Raw genomic sequence first — 15,331 nt, forward strand, 5'->3', positions numbered from 1 at the left:
CATATATCAATAGTTATTTTAGTTAACGTTGACTTTTTTGAGGATTTCAATATACCCAGCGTAAGGCTGTAGAATTCCTCCGTTAATAAAATTATTGGAGGTTAGTTATGAGAAAGTTATTATCGGCTTTGGTATTATTGGTGGCAGTTTCTAGTGTTTATGCAGAAAAGGGTGAGTTTTCATATATTCCTAAGGTAAAGGTAGGGGCGAGTAAGGCCGACCTAGATTATGGAGGATATTCTGCTACAGATACAGAGCCAACGATTGGATTAGGGATGGACATCCTTTATGGTTTTACAGATAACTTTGAGGCAGGAGTGGGAGTGAGCCTTGAGAGGAACTATATAGCCAAGGACTTTGGAGATTTTATTGGAGAGTCTGAGGATACAAGATTTGGTCAGCTATTTTTAACGGGAAGATACAACTTCAGAAACAGCTCGGAATTCACTCCGTTTATCCAAGCTAAAGCAGGATTAGCAAGAGGTGGAGAATCATTCTCAAAGTCATATCAGACAAGGGATAGTTACTACTCTGGATCGGTAGATATGGATGCTACAGCTGTTTACGGAATTTCAACAGGAATTGAGTATAAGAGTGTTAATGTAGAGTTAGGATATGAGGTTATCAAGGTAGATCTTGATATGGAAGGAAGTCATAATGGTCAGAAAGAATCTATGTCGATGGAAGAAGACATTAAGACTATCTACCTGGCTGTTGGATACAGATTCTAATCTAAAAAATTAAGATAATATAGATTATATTGTGTAAAGTAAAAAGCCGCCAAAAAAGGCGGCTTTTTTAATTGCCTCTTTATAGTATAATAAGTTATTAATGTAAAGAGAGTTTTTCAGGGAGAGAGATATGTATGTACTATGAGGAGAGAGCGATAAAGGACAGGAAGTTAGTAGGGGAAAGTTTTTCAGGGGATGAGTTTTTTGAGGTGGTATTTGAAAGGTGTGATTTTACAGAGAGCAGGTTTGATGACGGGGACCTGGAGGAGTGTACCTTTGATAACTGCGACCTCTCCCTTGTTAGCTTTAACGGTGCCAGGTTCAAGGGAGTAAGGTTTATAGGGTGCAAGATACAGGGGGTGGACTTCTCCAAGAATTCTAGCCTATTCTTCGACTGCACCTTCGAGGGATGCACCCTGAGGTACTGTACCTTTGGAGACCTCAATTTAAAGGGAGTGGAGTTCAGGGAAAGCCAGGTTGAAGAGTGTAACTTTGAGGGGTGTGATATGAGGGGAGCAATCATAGAGGAAAGCAGCTTTAGGGGAAGCAGCTTTAGCAGGTGCGACCTGAGGAAAACTAAGTTTAAAAAAAGTGAAGATATAGGAATAAATCCAGTGGATAACAAAACTGAGGGGATGGAAATTCCGGCCTTGGAGGCGGGGAACATCCTCAGTTACTTTGGAATAAAGCTTAAATAGAGGAGGAAGTATGAAGATATATGAGGAGTTAAGAAAAAGATATGAAGGTATAGAGGAGTACAGTATGGAAAGCGGAGACTGGGAGGATGCGGGAGTAGAGGCCTATAAGGCTGGAAACTATCTGAAGGCTGTAGAGGAGTTTCAGAGGGTGATAGTATCTATTCCAGACCACTACAACGCCTATGAGATGTGCAGCTATGCTCTTTATAAAAGTGGAGAGAGGAAGAAGGCTGTGGGGTATCTAGAGGAGGGGCTGGAGATAGCAAAATCTTATCACTGTGAGTCGGAGATCCTTGAGGAAGTGTTAGAGGAAGTAGTAGAAGATATGGAGAGAAGTCTTAAAGGGATGAAGAAGGGTGAGGAGCTGGATACAGAGTATATAGAGGAAATAATGGAATAAAGGAGTCTGAATTACAAAGTGAAGAGTACTTCTAAAGGTTAAAATTTTTAGAGCACTAACATATAGCCGCAGAGAGGCTGGAGTCTTCTACAGAAAAGCTCTAAATAGTAATCGTCAATTGACACGAATAGGCTTTAAATGGACCGGAGATAGTCGTCGGGCACCACAATAAGAATGTATCCTAATTCCGTTGTACTTATTAGGTTCTATCTAGAGTCCATAAAAGGAATAGGTGCTTTGAGTTACTAAAAAAGACCATATTGAAGGTCTTGAACTTTGGGCACCTTTTTTTCAAGAGAAAGGTGCGAAATTTGTATTAAGTCGATAGAAAATTTATTTTATAAAAAGTAGCTGACCATAAGTGGTAATTCACTTAATTAGGTCAGCTGTTTTTTTTATTATTAAGGAAAGTATAAAATTTATAAAGAAATTGCGTGAAGTAATGAGAGGTCCAACTGGTTATTAGGATGCAACGTCACGTTGCTTTTTAGTCTAACTTTATAAACTTTGGTTTTCTTTCATTGAAAACGGCATAGTAGTCAAATCCGCAACCCTTTAGCAGCTCAAAGGCTTTGTCGAAATCCTTGGCTACATGGGAAGCTATGTGGGAGTCGGAGCCTATGGTAACGATCTCTCCCCCCAGCTCCCTGTATTTTTTTAAGATCAGGTCGTTGGGATAGGGCTCAGAGGTACCATATCTATAAGCAGAGGTGTTTATCTCCAGTCCTGAATTGTTTTTAACAAGGGTTTTAAGGATCTCCTCTATTAGGTCCCAGTGCTTTTTATAGTCTATGATGTTGAAGTCCCTATGTACATTTCTTCCATACCTCTTTATAAAGTCCAGGTGTCCGCAAACTGAGATATCCTTGAAGATAGTTGCATTTTTCAGGGTCTCCTGGAAATAGATGGCATGGGCCTCATCCCTTGTTTTACATAGGAAGAAGTCATCCTCCACAGGGTTTTTACCTATAGCACAGTGGGTGGAACCTATTATAAAGTCAAGGCTCCTGTTGGCTGCAAGGGCATTAAACTCATCTGCAAGGTGGGGCTGGAGTCCAAACTCTACACCGATATTTATCTTTAAATTTTTCTTTAATCTCTCACGGAAATTCTTGAGGAGGGAGATATACTCCTCCATGTCAAATTCAAACTCCGCACTTCCAGAGGGGAAGTCTGGATCCACATGGTCTGTAATGGTGACCTCCTGGATCTTATTTTCTATGGCATAGTTAAAGATATTTTCCAGCTTCTCCTGGCAGTCGCCGGAAAAGAGGGAGTGGATATGGCTATCGGCTATATACATTGAAATCCTCCTAAAGTCTTTTTTTTAATAATTGTAACTAAATAAGACTCCCTTGTCCACATAAATGAAGTGAGAGAGGCGTTGTTTTATCTATTATAGAGAGGAAGGTTTTGGCTTTTAAGGGAAGGAAAAAACCTTGACAAGAAGTAGGTGGTTTGCTATAATTAAGCGTTGTTTAAATACACACATTGATTATTTCTAGGGGTGGTGTCTGATATTCAGATGTCCTAGTTTTGAGATCAATGGAAGAAAAAACCAAAAATCAGGAGGAAACAAAAATGGCAGTAGTAACTATGAAACAATTACTAGAAGCTGGTGTGCACTTCGGTCACCAGGCTAAGAGATGGAACCCTAAGATGGCTAAGTACATCTTCACAGAGAGAAATGGAATTCACGTAATCGACCTTCACAAGTCACTTAAGATGATCGAAGTTGCTTACAACGTAGTAAGAGAGATCGCTGAGAACGGTGGAGAAGTTCTTTTCGTAGGAACAAAGAAGCAAGCTCAAGAGGCAGTAAAAGAGCAAGCTGAAAGAGCTGGAATGTACTACATCAACAACAGATGGCTTGGTGGAATGCTAACTAACTTCCAAACTATCAAGACTAGAGTAGCTAGACTTAAAGAGCTTGAGACACTTGATGCTGATGGAACTCTAGATACTTCATACACTAAGAAGGAAGCAGCTAACATGAGAAAAGAGCTTGCTAAGCTTTCTAAGAACCTTTCTGGAATCAAGAACATGAAGAAACTTCCAGCGGCTATCTTCGTAGTAGACGTTAAGAAGGAAGCACTTGCAGTAACTGAGGCAGTAAACCTTGGTATCCCTGTAATCGCAATGGTTGACTCAAACGTAGATCCAGACAACATCACTTACCCAATTCCTGCAAACGACGATGCAATCAGATCGGTAAAGCTTATGTCTACAATCGTAGCTAACGCTGTAATCGAAGGAAATCAAGGTGCAGAAGTTGAAGCTACTGAAGCTACTAACGAAGTAGTTGCAGAAGGTTCAGCAGAGTAATTGATACTTTAAATATAAAAAAGTTAAATTATAGATAAGCCTGGATTGAGTACTTGAAATTAGTACTCAATTCTTGTATTGTATAGGTTGTAAGGGAGAGATAGTAAAATATCTCATTAAACAGCTAAAAAATACTATAAAATAATACTATTAGACCAGGAGGAAATAGAAATGGCAGCTATTACGGCTAAGATGGTAAAAGAGTTAAGAGAAATAACAGCAGCAGGAATGATGGACTGTAAAAAAGCACTAACTGAAAAAGACGGTGATATGGAAGCAGCGATCACACTACTAAGAGAAAAGGGAATGGCTAAGGCAGCTAAGAAGGCTGACAGAGTAGCAGCTGAAGGACTTATCTTCGACGGTGTTTCTGCAGACCACAAAACAGCTATCCTAGTTGAGTTCAACTCTGAGACTGATTTCGTAGCAAAGAACCCTGAGTTCGTAAGCTTTGGAAAGAAGCTTGTTGAGCTTGCACTTGCAAACAACGTAGCAACTGCAGAGGAGCTTAAGGCAGTAGAGGTTGACGGTAAGACTGTTGAGACTCTAGTAACTGAGCTAATCGCTAAGATCGGAGAGAACATGACTCTTAGAAAGGTTGAGAAGATAACTACAGACGCTGGTTTCGTAGCTACTTACAGCCACATGGGAGGAAAGCTTTGTGTAGTAACTGAGCTTGCAGGAGAGGCTAACGCTGAGACTGTTGAAAAAGCAAGAGGAATCGCTATGCACGTAGCAGCTATGAACCCTGGGTACCTTAAGCCAGAGGACGTAACAGCTGACGACCTTAAGAAGGAGATGGAGATTGCAAGAGTTCAGCTTCTAGACGAAGGTAAGCCAGAGAAGATCATCGACAACATCCTTAAAGGAAAAGAGAGAAAGTTCTATGAGGAGCAGTGTCTTGTTAAGCAGGTTTATGTAAGAGCTGAGGACAAGGAAACTGTAGAGCAGTTTGCTGGAGACAATACAGTACTTTCATACACTAGAGTAAAAGTTGGAGAGGGAATCGAGAAAAAAGAAGAAGATTTCGCAGCAGAAGTAGCAGCTCAAATCAACGGTTAATTATAAAATTATAAAGGGGGTGCTTAGCATCCTCTTTTTTTGAACGAGGAGGAAAGATGAAACCTGCATATAAAAAAGTACTATTAAAACTAAGTGGAGAAGCACTAATGGGAGATCAGGCTTTCGGTATCTCATCTGAAGTGATCGCTTCATATGCAAGACAGATAAAGGAAGTAGTAGAGTTAGGAGTAGAGGTAGCTATAGTTATCGGAGGTGGAAACATCTTTAGAGGGCTTTCTGGAGCAGAGCAGGGAGTGGACAGAGTTACTGGAGACCACATGGGAATGCTGGCAACAGTTATTAACTCACTGGCGCTACAAAACTCTTTAGAGCAGATCGGAGTACAGACAAGAGTACAGACTGCAATAGAGATGCCTAAGATTGCAGAGCCGTTTATCAAGAGAAAGGCTCAGAGACACCTTGAAAAGGGAAGAGTAGTAATTTTTGGAGCAGGAACAGGAAATCCTTACTTCACAACAGATACAGCAGCAGCACTTAGAGCTATCGAGATGAATGCTGATGCAGTGGTAAAAGCTACAAAGGTAGACGGAATCTATGATATGGATCCTGTAAAGTATCCAGAAGCTAAGAAGTATGAGAGAGTAACTTATACAGAGGTTCTAAACAAGGATCTGAAGGTAATGGATGCAACTGCTATATCTCTATGTAGAGAAAATAACCTTCCAATTATTGTGTTTGATTCACTTACTGAAGGAAACATCAAAAAGGTAGCTATGGGTGAAAACATAGGTACTACTGTAGTAGAGGGATAGTAAAATTTTGATCAAGGATAACTTTGACAAAATTCTGTAAATAAAGTAGGATTAAGATAAGAGAAAGTATGAAACTTTGAGTAAGAATATTTTAGGAGGAAAAAAATGCCAGCAAATAAAATGATGACAGATTGTCAAACAAAAATGGATAAGGCAATAGAATCTACAAAGCACCACTTTGCTTCGATCAGAGCAGGTAGAGCAAACGTATCTATGCTAGACGGAGTAAAGGTTGAGCAGTACGGTTCTGAGATGCCACTAAACCAGATCGGAAGTGTATCAGCACCAGAAGCTAGACTTCTAGTAATCGATCCTTGGGATAAGTCGGTAATCCCTGCTATCGAGAAGGCTATCCAGGCTTCAAACATCGGACTAACTCCAAACAACGACGGTAAGGTAATCAGACTTCAGATTCCTGAGCTTACTGCAGAGAGAAGAAAAGAGTATGTAAAGATGGCTAAGGGAGAGGCTGAAAACGGTAAGGTAGCTGTAAGAAACATCAGAAAGGATGCTAACAACCACCTTAGAAAGCTTGAGAAGGATGGAGATATCACTCAGGATGAGCTAAAAGAGTTTGAAACTAAGGTACAGAAGCTTACTGATGACCACATCAAGAAGATCGACGAACTTTACAAGGCAAAGGAAAAAGAGATCACAACTGTATAGTTTAAGTATGGCAGAGTCTTAGGACTCTGCTTTTTTTATTTAAAAATCAATTTCTGTTAATGTTTCTCCAGTATCCCTTAGTATAGCAAAGAGGGAGGTGAGATATATGAAAATCTACAAATTAGCAACCTTATCTATATTTTTAATGACTAATCTCTTGATATTTGGATATGTAAACCCCCTTGGAAACCTTTCATTAGATGAGATTCAGGGGGATGCAAGAAAAAGAGCAGAGATGACAAGGATAGCTGAGATAGAGGAAGAGATGTATCTAGAGAGAAGTCCCAGGGAGACTCAGTGGCTTACAGAGGAGGAACCAGAAGATGCAAGGCTCATAATGTATCTAGACCCAGCTGTTGGATATGGACCAAGGAAGGATTATGAACTCATAGAAGCCATTGAATATAAGTATCCTGACGGAACTACAAGAATTGTATCCTATGACGGTACACTTCTTAAAGATAAGTAAAGAAGCCGGTTTTACCGGTTTTTTTATTATTGAAGAAGTATAGGATTTATAAAAAACTAAATGAAGTGATGAGCTTCCCAAATGATTATTAGGGTGCAACGTCACGTTGATTTTTATTAAGAGATTTCATAGTAAGTTAGTCGACAATTGCTGATTTTTATTATATAATACGTGAATGTCTTCAAAAGTATGCAAGGTGGCGCAGAAGGTTCACTTAAGGTGAGATAAAATAAAGGTATATTATAATCAGAGAGGTAATGAAAAGTGTTAAAAAAGATCAGGATCGCTAATGACTTGATAGGTTATTCAATGGGAAGAAGCTCTGAGGAGAGGCTGCTAAAGTTTTTTTCAGAGGGAAGATTTAAGTGTGAGAGGGTACTCCAGTCCAAGGAGGGCAGGGAGGTAAAGCTTGTTGAGATAGAGGGGAAGAGGTATATACTAAAGAGGGAGAGGGCAAGGGGAGCTTTAGACAGCCTCCTTGGAAGCAAGGCTCTTATGACCTATAGAAACCTACTGAAGTTAAGAGGCAGGGGATTTAAGAGGGTGTTTGACATCCACTTTGTAGTGGAGAAGAAAAGGGGAGTATCCATAGAGGAAACCTATATCCTCATGGAGTATATAGAGGGGCATCCTCCCACAACGGTGGAGGAGTATGAGAGGGTGATGGAGGCTATAAGGGAGCTTCACTCCCTGGGGTGCTACCACGGAGACTGCAAGCCTAAAAACTTTATTATAAGAGAGGGAGAGGTATATCTCATAGACAGTAAGTTTAAGAGGGGGTGGTCCCTGAGTCTTGGAAAGTGCAAGGATGTGCTGAGGCTTCAGAGGAGGACCAAGGAGAATCTTCCCATAAAGAAGTACTTTAAGGGGTACAGATTTTCTCCAGCCTACTACCTGGCGATCCTTCTAATATATAAAAAGGAGATCATAAACGGGGCAGAATTTTTAAAAGAGGTCTTATAGGCCTCTTTTTTGATGAATTAAGGAAGAAAGCTTGACTGGAGGGAGAGATAATAATAGGATATCTAAAATGAAGTAGAGGAGAAGAGATGAGGACGGTAATAATTTTTTTACTTTTATCTACCCTGACCCTGACCCACCCCCATGTATTTATGGAGGCAGTTATAAGAATCGATACAGAGGGAGAGGAGCTAAGGGGAATAGAGTATGAGATAAATATGGATGAGATGAACAGCCTTGTTTTTATTAATCAGTATGATAAAGATGGGGACGGTACCTTGAATCTGGAGGAGGGAAAGAGGTTTATAGAGGAGACCTTCTACGGGTATAAGGGGGCGAAGAATCACTTTAAGGTGAGATATAAGGGGAAAGATATAGATACGAAGCCTGTACTCAGGGATATCTATGTGGAGGATTTCTACCTTACCTTTATATTCTATGTTCCCCTTGAGGAGAGGTATACCAGGGGAGATATTTTGGATATAGCCCTCTATGATCCCGATTACTTCTATGATTACTACTACGATGAGTATACCATAGAGGGGAAGGCCGGGAATCTCTCCTACGACTATAGGTTGGAGGAGAACAGGAAGGTAAAATACTATATGGGGACTATGCATCCCATGGAATATGAGGTGAAGTTTTAGTGAAGAGGATAAATACAGTTATATTTATAGTGCTGACCCTTGCAGGCCTGTGGTTTGGAAGGAACTACTATAAGAATAACATGAGAAGGGTAATAGGGATTCAGAGGACCCAGGTGGCAGATATAAGCAGAAGCCTGAGAAGTGGAGAGAAGGGAGCTGAGAAAAAGGCTATGGCCCTACTTCTGGTCTACGGAGTAGTTCACTCTCTGGGGCCGGGACATGGTAAATCTATCATCTCCTCGGTATTTTTAGCAGGGGAGGGGGGAGTGAAAAAAGTGCTACTTCTGGGAGGGCTGATATCCTATCTCCAGGGGTTTACTGCCTATCTAACTGTAAGGGCATTTAACTTCCTGGGGAGAAACCTCCTTCCTGTGGCAGCCCAGCAGACAGAGGACAACGTTAGATACCTTACAGCCATCTTTATACTGGGGATAGGTCTATACCTTCTCTATAGGAAGGCGGTCAAAAGGGGATGTGAGTGCGCTAAGGAGGAGAGGTCCAGTTTATGGATGGCCCTTCTTCTGGGAGTGACTCCATGCTACGGGACGGTGAATGTGCTTCTCTTTCTGGGGCTCATGGGGATGGAGGAGTATCAGCTCATGGGAACCCTGGCCATAGGTACGGGAATGTTTATTACAGTGGGAGGAACAGGAATACTTGCTAAAACCTTTAAGTGGGGAAGCCGGAGGATAGGAGAGGGATGCTATGAGATCCTCGAGTATGCAGGGCCTGGAGTAATGGTATTGTACAGCTTAAACTTCCTGGGAGGGAAGGTGAGCAATCTACTATAGATTAGGAAAATAACATTAAATATGATAGAATACTATAGATATTTTTTAAATACAAATTCTGAGATAGACGAAAGAGACTGGCAGGTGACAGCTTTGAATATGAATGTACCAAACCATATAGCCATAATAATGGATGGAAATGGGAGATGGGCAAGATCTAAGATGCTTCCAAGAACTATGGGGCACAGAGAAGGGGCAAAGACCCTGGACAAGATACTGAACTACTGTGGAAGGATAGGGGTAAAGTACCTTACAGTGTATGCCTTCTCCACAGAAAACTGGAAGAGACCTGAAAAAGAGGTCAATACTCTTATGAAGCTTTTCAGTGAGTATATGAAGAAGGAAAGAGACAAGATGATGAAGAACGATATCAGATTTATGGTGTCGGGAAGAAGAGAGGGAGTGGATCCCAAGCTTATAGAGGAGATAGAGGAACTTGAAGAGTTTACCAAAGGAAATCAGGGGATTACTTTGAATATAGCTTTTAACTATGGGGGAAGAGCTGAGATAATAGACGCAGTGAACAAGATCATAGCCGAGGGCAGGGAAAAGATAGCGGAGGAGGAATTCTCCAGATATCTCTACAATGACATCCCAGACCCGGAACTTCTAATAAGAACAAGCGGCGAGATCAGAATCTCCAACTTCCTTTTGTGGCAGATAGCTTACTCGGAGATCTATATAACAGACCTTTACTGGCCACAATTTACCGAAGCAGAGATGGATAAAGCCATAGCTTCATACAATAAAAGAGAAAGAAAATTTGGAGGCTTAATAGATGAAAAGTAGAATCTTGGTAGCAATATTTGGAATACCTCTGTTGTTCTATATTCTTTATAGCGGGGGACTTCTACTGCTACTCTTTGCCAATGTAATAATCGGAGTATCCCTGCATGAGTATTACAATATGATGGAAAATGGCGGTAGGGCTCCATATAGAAAACTGGGGATTCTTGCAGGACTGGCTATTCCCAACGCCCTCTATTTAAACCATATGGGTATCTTGGAAAGGGACGCTGTATTTTTAATCCTTGCAGCACTATTTATGGGAACCACTGTGGAGAGAATATTTAAAAACAGAGTAAGGGATAGCAGCCTCGATATTGGAGGAACTATTTTAGGAGTTATCTATATCTCTCTTCTCTTCAGCCATATTATCCTTATAAGCGGTCTTCCAAATGGAAACCTCTGGATACTGGCAGCTCAGATAATGGTGTGGGTATGTGATTCCATGGCATACTTTGTAGGCCTTGCCACTGGAAGAAAGTTCTTCAAGGAGGGGCTATGTCCTATAAGTCCTAAGAAATCCAAGGAGGGAAGCCTCGGGGGAGTGGTATTCACAATAGTGGCTCTAATTATTATGAAGTTTACACTTCTTGCCAGTGTGGATGTATCCCTTGGAAAGCTTATAGTGGTGGCTGTAGGTGTGGCAATAGTAGCTCAAATAGGAGACCTTGTGGAATCTCTATTTAAGAGGGAGTTTGAAGTGAAGGATTCCAGCAATATTCTGGGAGAGCACGGAGGTATGCTGGACAGATTTGACAGCATGATCTTTGTAATACCGACGCTATATTATATTCTAAAATATGTTATACTATAAAAGCAGTGTGAACTGCTTTTTTCTTTTGGAAAAAATTAGAGATCAAATTTAAATAAATTATAGTATTTAAAGTTATAGAGGGGAGAAAAGTATGAAAAAGATAACTATATTGGGATCCACTGGAAGTATAGGTACAAGTGCCATAGATGTCATAAGGGCCCACAGGGATGAGTTTCAGATCGTGGCTATGAGTGCCCATGGAAACCATAAACTTCTCATGGAGCAGATAGAGGAGTTTAATCCTATCTATGTATCCATAGGAACTGAGGAGGGGAGGAGAGCCATAGAGGAGAGGTATCCTGAACTCACCGTATACATGGGAGAGGAGGGGCTGAAAAAGCTGGGAGCCCTGGATGAAGCAGACATCGTTCTTACTGCAGTTAGCGGAAATGTGGGAATAGAAGCAACAGTGGAAGCGGTGAAGAAGGGGAAGAGGATAGCCCTTGCCAACAAGGAGACCCTGGTATGTGCAGGGGAGCTGATAAATAAGATGGTAGAGGAGTATGGAGCGGAGATAATACCTGTGGACAGTGAGCACAGTGCCCTCTTCCAGAGCCTGGAAAGCGGAAGAAGAGAAGAGGTAAGCAAGCTTATAATTACAGCTTCTGGAGGACCATTCAGAGGTAGAACTACAAAGGACCTGGAGAAGGTAAAGCTTGAGGACGCTCTGAAGCACCCAAACTGGGCAATGGGAAGGAAGATAACCATCGATTCCTCAACTCTTGTAAATAAGGGGCTAGAGGTAATAGAAGCCCACTACCTCTTTGGGATAGACTATGAGGATATAGAGGTAGTAGTTCATCCCCAGAGTATAGTTCATTCCCTGGTGGAGTTTAGGGACAGGTCTGTAATAGCCCAGCTGGGAATAACAGATATGAAGGTACCTATCCAGTATGCATTTACCTATCCAGAGAGAGGGGAAAATAACCTCACTGAAAGGCTGGATCTGGTAAAGCTGTCGAGATTGGACTTTGAAGCTCCAGACATGGAGGTGTTTAAGGGATTGAAGTTTGCCTTTGAAGCTGGAAAGATTGGAATGAGTATGCCTCTTATCTACAATACTGCCAATGAGGTAGCAGTGGATCTATTCCTTCAGGGTAAGATCCAGTACCTGGATATCTATAGGATAATAGAGGAAGCTATGGGGAAGCACACTCCAGTGGAACTAAAGAATATAGAGCAGATAAAGGAGATAGACAGAAGTCTCAGAGATGAGATTTATAGAAAGTATTAGAATCTCCGGGGAGAACTTCCCAGAAATTTCTATTATTAAGGAAAATATGGATTTTATAAAAAACTAAATGAAATAGTAATTGTTTCAAGTGATTATTAGGATATAAAGTCAGGTTGCTTTTTATTAGTCAGAAAAATAGTTGTCTATGGTGGGATATAGTGGATAGATTATCAAAAAAACATCAATATTATATATTGGTATAATTTACAAAAAATATAGTATATTGATACAGGAAAGAAAATCTTATCTTGAAACTGCTCTTTTAAAGGAAGATTCCAAAGAAGAGAAGAAGAGCAAGAATAAGGTTTTTATAGATACTTTAATCGGATAATAATTCTCATTTTTTAAATATAATAATCCCTCAAAAAAGAGAGACCACCCAAGGGTCTCTCTTTTTATATTTAATCTTTTATCTACTCCTATACAAGGACCTTTTCCTTGGCCTCCCCTCTCTTCTTTAGGTTGATCTGAGGCTCCGATGGCATGGAGAAGTGTGGTATGAACCTGTCCAAACCAGTGGCAGTTAGGATTAGAAGTGAGGCTACCGCTATTACAGCCAGGAAGTTATATCTTATCAGATCTGTAGCTATAAAGGTGTGGAGGGGATATACAGTGGAGGCAATCCCCAGGTAGAAACCTATATATACATGCCATGGAATAAGCTGGGAACCAAATACTCCCAGGGCAGATCCAAAGGCGGCATTTCTAAGTCTAAGTCTGTAGATATCCTCCTCCTTCCCCTCTACATTGTCATCTACCAGATTTTTTATGATGGGACCAATGGTCACCACCTGAGCCATCTCATCGGCCAGTGCTGCATTTCCAACTATAGACAGAAGTCCATTGTAAAACATAAGCTGTTTTACGGAGTTGGAGGCCTTCAGGATCAACCTTGACAATGGATCGAAGGCCTTTATCCTGGACATGATACCCCCAAAGGCAGAGACCCACATCATCATAACGATAACCCATGAACCTGCATCCTCAAATCCGCTCTGGAGGAGACCTAAAAACTCCCCTGTGGAACCTATGGTACCTGCGATATTTCCCAGGATATAGGAGGAGACAATTCCAGTAAGGAGACAGATTACAGTGGGAAGTCCCTTGATAGCTGCAACTAAAACAAGTACTAGGGGAATACACATATACACTGGAACACTCCCCTTAACCTGATTCAGAAGAACTATTGCAGAGGGCCTCTCGCTTCCCAGAGCTGTCCAAACGTCTGAAGGTATCTGGTTTATGGCATCTGTAACATTTCCGATCTCTGAGGGAAGTCCCATGATAACAGAGACACCATAGTATACTCCCACTGCCACTACCAGACAGAGAAGGGACCAGACTCCCTGATGTTTTATACGGTGGATAACCTCTACCTTCTGTATACCTGATGTAACCACTGTGGTATCTGAAATAAGACCGATACTGTCTCCAAAACACGCCCCCCCGGCAATGGCTGAGGTAGTAAGAAGGATATTTCCTCCTACTATATGATTCAGCCACAAGAAAACAGGAGCACAGGCAGCAAAGGTTCCCCAGCTAGTTCCTGTGGCTACAGAGAGAATACTTGTTACAAGAAGACCTGTAACAGCTACAGTTTTAGCAGTAAGTCCTAAGTTGAGGGAGAGCTTTATGATAGAAGCCCCCACACCACTCACCATAAATACCTCTGCCATTGCATAGGCAAACATAAGTATAAAAAATACCAGTATCATCTCCTTAACGTTGTCCACTGCAGAATCAAAAAGGTCCTGCATCTTAACCCTTTCTGTAATATACGCAATAAAAGCTGCGTAGATAGTGGCAAGCGGTGCCGCCACAAGTGCATCAAACCCTCCCATCATAAGTCCTGCCATCAAAAAAACAGGTGTTAATTTTAACAACCCCATAATATCCCCCTCTTTTAATTGTTTTTATTAAAATTTAAATTTTAATGTGGATGAATAAATTTCATAGAAAAACTATTCAACATTAAATATATATATACTGATTTTTCTCAATTTCAAATTTTTTTTAAAGATAAGATTAAAATTTAGTTAATTTATTAACTGGTTTTAATTTTGATATGTGGAGTTTTTAAAGGGGGCGATGATTGTTGAAGTTAATAAAAACAAGGTTAATCTTCTGAGCTGGATCTACAATATTTTTAAAAAACACTTTATTAACTTTTAATTTTATAATTTTATTAATCTTCGGGGAGAGTATTTTAATCTTTGTAAAATTTATTCAAAAAAATTAACTGCTCTGGGTTTTGAGGTATACTAGAACTATCTGAGAAATCTAGAAAAGAGGTGTAGAGGATGAACAGAGTATATGCAGTGGACCTTGGAAGGATGGATTATCTGGAGGTTCTTGAGATACAAAAAAAACTGGAAAGTAAGGTGGCTCTAGAGGGGGATGTAGGTTACCTTCTCATAAGTGAAAGCGATCCTGTAATAACAGTGGGAAGAGCTTCAGAGGAGGATGAGGTAATCTACTCCGAGGAAACTCTGAAAGCTATGGGGATAAAAAGATATTCAGTGGAAAGAGGGGGAAGGGTGACCCTTCACGGTCCTGGGCAGATTGTGGGGTATCCCATAATTAACCTTGAAAACTATAAAAAGGATCTCCACTGGTATCTGAGCGCTCTGGAGGAGGTAGTGGGAGATGCTCTGGAGGAGATAGGGGTGGAAAACCACAGATCTCAGGGAAAAACAGGGGTGTGGACCGACAGTGGGAAGATATGTGCAATAGGGGTGAAGGTAAAGAGGTGGGTTACAACCCACGGCTTTGCCCTGAACCACACGATAGATCTGGATCTCTTTAAGGGGATAAATCCCTGCGGACTAATGGAGTATGGGGTAGCCAGAATAGAGGATTACAGGGAGCAGATAGAGAGACAGGTAATAGTTGATGCCCTCTGGAGAAGTTTTCAGAGAAGGTTTCAGTGTGAGCTCATAATAGGTCAGGCAAAAGACCTTCTTTAGTTGTTGCTC

17 protein-coding genes are annotated in these 15,331 nt (G+C 40.9%); 15 read left to right on the forward strand and 2 right to left on the reverse strand.

Annotation, left to right across the window (positions count from 1 at the left end):
- The first annotated feature begins 107 nt into the window (after positions 1–107).
- The 3 genes from QMG11_RS09825 (at position 108) to QMG11_RS09835 (ending at position 1,829) form a co-directional block, all read left to right on the forward strand.
- Positions 108–731, forward strand: coding sequence for a porin family protein (locus QMG11_RS09825; RefSeq protein ID WP_281835610.1), 624 nt, complete (start codon positions 108–110; stop codon positions 729–731).
- 134 nt (positions 732–865) lie between these two features.
- A complete protein-coding gene (locus QMG11_RS09830) occupies positions 866–1,429 on the forward strand; it encodes a pentapeptide repeat-containing protein (RefSeq protein ID WP_281835611.1) in 564 nt (187 codons plus the stop codon).
- 10 nt (positions 1,430–1,439) lie between these two features.
- Positions 1,440–1,829, forward strand: coding sequence for a tetratricopeptide repeat protein (locus QMG11_RS09835; protein ID WP_281835613.1), 390 nt, complete (start codon positions 1,440–1,442; stop codon positions 1,827–1,829).
- Positions 1,830–2,316: 487 nt separating this feature from the next.
- Here QMG11_RS09835 and QMG11_RS09840 read toward each other — a convergent pair whose 3' ends face one another.
- On the reverse strand, positions 2,317–3,132 hold the full coding sequence (locus QMG11_RS09840) for a histidinol-phosphatase HisJ family protein (RefSeq protein ID WP_281835615.1): 816 nt from the start codon (positions 3,130–3,132) through the stop codon (positions 2,317–2,319).
- Between the two features lie 278 nt (positions 3,133–3,410).
- Here QMG11_RS09840 and rpsB point away from each other — a divergent pair, with 278 nt between their 5' ends.
- From rpsB to dxr, 11 genes are all read left to right on the forward strand, one after another.
- Positions 3,411–4,154, forward strand: a complete 744-nt coding sequence (rpsB, locus tag QMG11_RS09845) for a 30S ribosomal protein S2 (RefSeq protein ID WP_281835617.1) — start codon at positions 3,411–3,413, stop codon at positions 4,152–4,154.
- Positions 4,155–4,325: 171 nt separating this feature from the next.
- The gene (gene tsf, locus QMG11_RS09850; RefSeq protein ID WP_281835619.1) at positions 4,326–5,216 is read left to right on the forward strand and encodes a translation elongation factor Ts; all 891 of its coding nucleotides are present in this window, start codon (positions 4,326–4,328) and stop codon (positions 5,214–5,216) included.
- 56 nt (positions 5,217–5,272) lie between these two features.
- Positions 5,273–5,989, forward strand: a complete 717-nt coding sequence (pyrH, locus tag QMG11_RS09855; RefSeq protein ID WP_281835621.1) for a UMP kinase — start codon at positions 5,273–5,275, stop codon at positions 5,987–5,989.
- 105 nt (positions 5,990–6,094) lie between these two features.
- Positions 6,095–6,655: a ribosome recycling factor gene (gene frr / locus QMG11_RS09860; RefSeq protein ID WP_281835623.1), complete on the forward strand. Its 561-nt coding sequence runs from the start codon at positions 6,095–6,097 to the stop codon at positions 6,653–6,655.
- 106 nt (positions 6,656–6,761) lie between these two features.
- Positions 6,762–7,124, forward strand: a complete 363-nt coding sequence (locus tag QMG11_RS09865) for a hypothetical protein (protein WP_281835624.1) — start codon at positions 6,762–6,764, stop codon at positions 7,122–7,124.
- A gap of 264 nt (positions 7,125–7,388) precedes the next feature.
- On the forward strand, positions 7,389–8,087 hold the full coding sequence (locus QMG11_RS09870; RefSeq protein ID WP_281835625.1) for a lipopolysaccharide core heptose(II) kinase RfaY: 699 nt from the start codon (positions 7,389–7,391) through the stop codon (positions 8,085–8,087).
- Between the two features lie 86 nt (positions 8,088–8,173).
- Positions 8,174–8,731, forward strand: a complete 558-nt coding sequence (locus QMG11_RS09875) for a DUF1007 family protein (RefSeq protein ID WP_281835626.1) — start codon at positions 8,174–8,176, stop codon at positions 8,729–8,731.
- Entirely contained in the window at positions 8,731–9,522 is a 792-nt protein-coding gene (locus tag QMG11_RS09880; protein ID WP_281835627.1) for a HoxN/HupN/NixA family nickel/cobalt transporter, read from the forward strand. The genes QMG11_RS09875 and QMG11_RS09880 overlap by 1 nt, the downstream gene beginning before the upstream one ends.
- Before the next feature lie 21 nt (positions 9,523–9,543).
- Entirely contained in the window at positions 9,544–10,311 is a 768-nt protein-coding gene (uppS, locus tag QMG11_RS09885; protein ID WP_281835629.1) for an undecaprenyl pyrophosphate synthase, read from the forward strand.
- Positions 10,301–11,122: a phosphatidate cytidylyltransferase gene (locus QMG11_RS09890; RefSeq protein WP_281835631.1), complete on the forward strand. Its 822-nt coding sequence runs from the start codon at positions 10,301–10,303 to the stop codon at positions 11,120–11,122. The genes uppS and QMG11_RS09890 overlap by 11 nt, the downstream gene beginning before the upstream one ends.
- A gap of 91 nt (positions 11,123–11,213) precedes the next feature.
- Positions 11,214–12,356, forward strand: a complete 1,143-nt coding sequence (gene dxr, locus QMG11_RS09895; protein WP_281835632.1) for a 1-deoxy-D-xylulose-5-phosphate reductoisomerase — start codon at positions 11,214–11,216, stop codon at positions 12,354–12,356.
- Positions 12,357–12,775: 419 nt separating this feature from the next.
- Here dxr and QMG11_RS09900 read toward each other — a convergent pair whose 3' ends face one another.
- The gene (locus QMG11_RS09900; RefSeq protein ID WP_281835633.1) at positions 12,776–14,245 is read right to left on the reverse strand and encodes a Na+/H+ antiporter NhaC family protein; all 1,470 of its coding nucleotides are present in this window, start codon (positions 14,243–14,245) and stop codon (positions 12,776–12,778) included.
- Positions 14,246–14,656: 411 nt separating this feature from the next.
- Here QMG11_RS09900 and lipB point away from each other — a divergent pair, with 411 nt between their 5' ends.
- The gene (gene lipB, locus QMG11_RS09905; protein ID WP_281835636.1) at positions 14,657–15,322 is read left to right on the forward strand and encodes a lipoyl(octanoyl) transferase LipB; all 666 of its coding nucleotides are present in this window, start codon (positions 14,657–14,659) and stop codon (positions 15,320–15,322) included.
- The last annotated feature ends 9 nt before the right edge of the window (positions 15,323–15,331 follow it).

The organism is Propionigenium maris DSM 9537, assembly GCF_027925155.1.
GTDB lineage: Bacteria > Fusobacteriota > Fusobacteriia > Fusobacteriales > Fusobacteriaceae > Propionigenium > Propionigenium maris.

Coding starts and splice junctions, on each gene's coding strand:
- QMG11_RS09865 (WP_281835624.1), top strand. CDS start 6,762: ATGAAAATCTACAAATTAGCAACCTTATCTATATTTTTAATGACTAAT.
- QMG11_RS09900 (WP_281835633.1), bottom strand. CDS start 14,245: ATGGGGTTGTTAAAATTAACACCTGTTTTTTTGATGGCAGGACTTATG.
- frr (WP_281835623.1), top strand. CDS start 6,095: ATGCCAGCAAATAAAATGATGACAGATTGTCAAACAAAAATGGATAAG.
- lipB (WP_281835636.1), top strand. CDS start 14,657: ATGAACAGAGTATATGCAGTGGACCTTGGAAGGATGGATTATCTGGAG.
- QMG11_RS09830 (WP_281835611.1), top strand. CDS start 866: ATGTACTATGAGGAGAGAGCGATAAAGGACAGGAAGTTAGTAGGGGAA.
- dxr (WP_281835632.1), top strand. CDS start 11,214: ATGAAAAAGATAACTATATTGGGATCCACTGGAAGTATAGGTACAAGT.
- uppS (WP_281835629.1), top strand. CDS start 9,544: ATGATAGAATACTATAGATATTTTTTAAATACAAATTCTGAGATAGAC.
- pyrH (WP_281835621.1), top strand. CDS start 5,273: ATGAAACCTGCATATAAAAAAGTACTATTAAAACTAAGTGGAGAAGCA.
- QMG11_RS09890 (WP_281835631.1), top strand. CDS start 10,301: ATGAAAAGTAGAATCTTGGTAGCAATATTTGGAATACCTCTGTTGTTC.
- QMG11_RS09825 (WP_281835610.1), top strand. CDS start 108: ATGAGAAAGTTATTATCGGCTTTGGTATTATTGGTGGCAGTTTCTAGT.
- tsf (WP_281835619.1), top strand. CDS start 4,326: ATGGCAGCTATTACGGCTAAGATGGTAAAAGAGTTAAGAGAAATAACA.
- QMG11_RS09875 (WP_281835626.1), top strand. CDS start 8,174: ATGAGGACGGTAATAATTTTTTTACTTTTATCTACCCTGACCCTGACC.
- QMG11_RS09835 (WP_281835613.1), top strand. CDS start 1,440: ATGAAGATATATGAGGAGTTAAGAAAAAGATATGAAGGTATAGAGGAG.
- QMG11_RS09840 (WP_281835615.1), bottom strand. CDS start 3,132: ATGTATATAGCCGATAGCCATATCCACTCCCTCTTTTCCGGCGACTGC.
- rpsB (WP_281835617.1), top strand. CDS start 3,411: ATGGCAGTAGTAACTATGAAACAATTACTAGAAGCTGGTGTGCACTTC.